The organism is Mesorhizobium sp. M1D.F.Ca.ET.231.01.1.1, from assembly GCF_003999155.2.
Lineage (GTDB): Bacteria > Pseudomonadota > Alphaproteobacteria > Rhizobiales > Rhizobiaceae > Mesorhizobium.
This window is the reverse complement of the sequence record NZ_RZOZ02000162.1, coordinates 1-329: the sequence shown is the minus strand read 5'-3', so window position 1 is coordinate 329 and position 329 is coordinate 1. Positions and strand designations below refer to the sequence as shown.

The 329-nt window shown below is 61.7% G+C and carries 1 pseudogene; it reads left to right on the top strand.

Annotated features, from left to right (window positions below):
• Nucleotide 1 precedes the first annotated feature (1 nt).
• Nucleotides 2-329: pseudogene (locus EN874_RS32770) on the top strand (spermidine/putrescine ABC transporter substrate-binding protein); the annotation flags it as partial.

The window sequence follows — 329 nt, the reverse complement described above, 5'->3', positions numbered from 1 at the left end:
GCTGACTTTTTCCGGTCAGGCCGTGGCCCAGGTCAAGGAAATCGGCAAGGGCGAGGGCGAGGTCAACATCGTTGCCTGGCCAGGCTATATCGAGCGCGGCGAGACCGACAAGAACTATGACTGGGTGACGGCTTTCGAGAAGGAAAGCGGCTGCAAGGTCAACGTCAAGACTGCCAACACCTCTGACGAGATGGTCTCGCTGATGAACGAGGGCGGCTTCGACCTGGTCACCGCTTCGGGCGATGCATCGCTGCGCCTCGTCGCGGGCAAACGCGTGCAGCCGATCAACACCGATCTCATCCCGAGCTGGAAGACCGTCGACGACCGCC